This is a genomic window from Aquabacterium sp. UBA2148 (assembly GCF_002328915.1).
GTDB lineage: Bacteria > Pseudomonadota > Gammaproteobacteria > Burkholderiales > Burkholderiaceae_C > Aquabacterium > Aquabacterium parvum.
On sequence record NZ_DCXA01000053.1, the window covers coordinates 1 to 3,480 of the forward strand.

At 66.1% G+C, this 3,480-nt stretch carries 3 protein-coding genes; 1 reads left to right on the forward strand and 2 read right to left on the reverse strand.

Going from position 1 to position 3,480, the window contains the following annotated elements; genetic code table 11:
* Positions 1 to 1,354: glutamine--fructose-6-phosphate transaminase (isomerizing) (gene glmS / locus B2W70_RS02870; RefSeq protein ID WP_286742660.1), on the forward strand; the 1,354-nt coding region annotated here is incomplete at its 5' end.
* A gap of 35 nt (positions 1,355 to 1,389) precedes the next feature.
* Here glmS and B2W70_RS02875 read toward each other — a convergent pair.
* Both B2W70_RS02875 and B2W70_RS02880 read right to left on the reverse strand, forming a co-directional pair.
* A complete protein-coding gene (locus tag B2W70_RS02875) occupies positions 1,390 to 3,285 on the reverse strand; it encodes an AAA family ATPase (protein ID WP_286742663.1) in 1,896 nt (631 codons plus the stop codon).
* Positions 3,278 to 3,480 (reverse strand): hypothetical protein (locus B2W70_RS02880; RefSeq protein WP_286742665.1); only part of this gene is annotated, 203 nt, incomplete at its 5' end. The genes B2W70_RS02880 and B2W70_RS02875, both read right to left, overlap by 8 nt.

Consider the following 3,480-nt stretch of genomic DNA (forward strand, 5'->3'; position numbering starts at 1 on the left):
GCGCATCGTCGGCGCGCGCCAGGGCTCGCCCCTGGTGATGGGCGTGGGCGGCGCCGACGCCACCGAGCGCTTCCTGGCGTCCGACGCCATGGCGCTGGCGGGTGTCACCGACCAGATCGTTTACCTGGAAGAAGGCGACGTGGTTGACCTGCAGCCCGGTCGCCACTGGATCGAGCACATCGCGCCTGGCGCCGCCGAACACGTGCGCGTGGACCCGACCGAGCGCCCGGTGCGCACCGTCACCGCCCACAGCGGCGCGGTCGAGTTGGGCCCCTATCGCCACTACATGCAAAAGGAAATCTTCGAGCAGCCGCGCGCCATCGCGGACACGCTCGAAGGTGTCGAGGCGATCACGCCCACGCTGTTCGGCGAGCAGGCCGAGGCCGTGTTCGGCCAGATCGACCGCGTGCTGATCCTGGCCTGCGGCACCAGTTACTACTCGGGCTCCACCGCCAAGTACTGGCTCGAATCCATCGCCAAAATCCCCACCAACGTCGAGATCGCCAGCGAGTACCGCTACCGCGACAGCGTGCCCGATCCGCGCACGCTCATCGTCACCATCAGCCAGTCCGGCGAGACGGCCGACACCATCGCCGCGCTCAAGCACGCGCGCAGCCTGGGCATGGAGCAGACGCTGACCATCTGCAACGTGAGCACCAGCGCGATGGTGCGCGAGTGCAAGCTGGCCTACGTGACGCGCGCTGGCGTCGAAATCGGCGTGGCCTCGACCAAGGCTTTCACCACCCAGCTGGCGGGCCTGTTCCTGCTGACGCTGACGCTGGCCAAGCTGCGCGGGCACCTGAGCCCCGAGGCCGAAGCCGAGCACCTCAAGGCCATGCGACACCTGCCGGCTGCGCTGCAGGCCGTGCTGGCGCTGGAGCCGCAGGTCGTGGCCTGGGCCGACGCCTTTGCGCGCAAGGACAACGCCTTGTTCCTGGGTCGTGGGCTGCATTACCCCATCGGCCTGGAAGGCGCCTTGAAGCTCAAAGAGATCAGCTACATCCACGCCGAGGCTTACCCGGCCGGCGAGCTCAAGCATGGCCCGCTGGCGCTGGTGACGGCCGAGATGCCTGTGGTGGTCGTGGCCCCCAACGACGTGCTGCTCGAAAAGCTCAAGAGCAACATGCAGGAGGTCAAGGCGCGCGGCGGCGAGCTGTACGTGTGCGCCGATGGCGACACGCAGATCCAGGCCGAGCCGGGCATCCACGTGATCCGCATGCCGGAGCACTATGGCGCGCTGAGCCCCATCCTGCACGTGGTGCCGCTGCAGTTGCTGGCGTATCACACGGCGTGCGCGAAGGGCACGGACGTGGACAAGCCGCGCAACCTGGCCAAGAGTGTGACGGTGGAGTGAGGTGGGGCGCCACGGCTGACCGTGGCGTCACAGGCTCACGCACTCAGTTGCTCGGGCCTCATCTGCCGAAATGCGGCCAGCTTCGCCGCATAGGGGTCCAGGGTGTCCTCCGCTGTCCGCAGGGGCAAACCCACGACCTGGGCGAATCGCGCAGGCGCGACCTGCCCATGTGCCATCAGCTCGTCCACCAAGGACAGCAGGGCAACTCGATGCCCGTCAAGCATCTGGGTCGCCCTCGCGTGCTCGGATTGCAGCAAGGCTTCGATCGGGGCGTTGCTCGCGTCCACATCCGTGCAAAGATTGTCTTCGCTGTTGACGGACACGTCGACGCGACCGATGCGTTCGCCATGCCCCAGGTGGCGGACCAGGCGGGCCGCTGTCTCGGTGGCCTTGCGCAGATCGCTCTCTGCGCCGCTGGAGCTCGAGTCAGCGCCAAACACCAGCAGTTCTGCCGCCCTGCCAGCCAGGCTGGTGCAGATCGAGTCGAGCAGGTTCTGACGTGACCAGACCTTGCGGGACGTGTAGGCGTTGTAGCCGCCTTCGAAGCTGGCCACATGGATCTTGATCTCCTGCGGGGCGCGGCCAAAGAGCAAAGCGTGGACCAGGCCATGGCCTGCCTCATGAACGGCCAGCAGGGCGCGAAAGTCCGGGTTGTTGCGCTGGCGCAGGCGGTTGATCTCGAAAGGGCTCGCAATGGCCTGAGACCGACCGTGCCAATGGGCGATCAGGTTTCGGCTGTCGGCCGTGAGGCCAACGGTGTCGCCGGCGGTGGCGCCCAGCTCCAGCGCCCACAGCGAGGCTTTCGCCAGGCCGGTGCCCAGGATGGCGTGAAGCGAAGAAAACAGCGGCCTCGTGCCCTGAGCGGGAAAGACCGCGTTGGCGTAGATCTGCTCGTGCACGCTGGTGTCCACATGGCAATGCAGACCGCAGCGCGGCGCCATTTCAAGCGCGTAACGGCTGCAGACTTGCTCGATCAGTTGCTCGTAGGCTTGGCGGCTGAGTGAGGGGTAGATCACATGCTCGTTGCCCAGGCGTGCAACCTGCTCGGGCTTGAAGCGTTGGTTGAGCGCTTGCTTGACGTCGATCACGCTCAGCTTGGTGGTCAAGCCATGGAAGGTGTCTGCATCGCTGTCGCAGTCGTCCACGCTGGTGGCGATGCCCTCGTACATTTCGTCGAGGTTGCCGCAGACGAAGACCAGCAGCCGGCTGTGATCGGTTTCCCAGCGTTGCTGCCCCGTTTCGCGGAAGGCGCGCAGGCGCTCCTGGATTTGATCCGGCGTCCAGGCCATGATCTCCATGAGCGACTCATCGAGTTTGAGGTTGCGCCGCAGCTCCTGCGCCTCCCAGCTGTTGAGCTTGAAGCGCCGCTTGGTGTCGTCGGAATCGGCGCGCTCGGCATCGTAGGCGGCCTCTGCGATGGAGGACTCGATGTCGCCCAACAAGGAGAGGGCGGGCGGCAGTCGGCCATCGGAGAGCAGGGCCCAGACATCCTGGTAGCGCTCGACGCGCACGTCTGCCCGCTTGTTGTCGATGGTGCGAAAGCGTTGGAACTCATCGAGTGCCAGGATCCCGGGTTCGCCCTCGCGCACGCCAGATTGCGCCAGCATGCCGGAGATGCTTTGCGAGCCTCGCCAGCTTGCGCCATTGGAGAAGCCGTCCATCTGCACTTCGACGAATCGGTCGTAAAAGCCGAGCAACTGCGCCAGTCGACGCACGAGTTGCGTCTTGCCTGTGCCCGTCAGGCCCCAAAGGCAGACGATCACGGGCCGCGTGACGAGCTCGGGCAGCACGTACCACGTGCGCACCGAATCGATCACACGGTCGATCACCGCGTCGATGCCGAACAGCTCTGTCTTGAGCTGGGCGGCGACCTCTTGCAGTTGCTGGTTTCTTTGCGCGAGCCTTTCGCGCAAGGTGGGGGTGTCATTCATCCCAATCCTTTCGGCGCACCAGCGCTTGCAGCGCCATGCGATCGGCGCGGCGTTGCGCGCCGCGACTCTGGATGTGCTGACCTGCGCCACGCATGCCACGTTGGCCCATTGCGCGCGCCACGGGGTCGCGTGCACCGGGGCTGGCTTCGAGCACCAGCGTCATGGGTTGTTTCTGGCGGCGCAGGGCCTTGACCC

Coding starts and splice junctions, on each gene's coding strand:
- B2W70_RS02875 (WP_286742663.1), bottom strand. CDS start 3,285: ATGAATGACACCCCCACCTTGCGCGAAAGGCTCGCGCAAAGAAACCAG.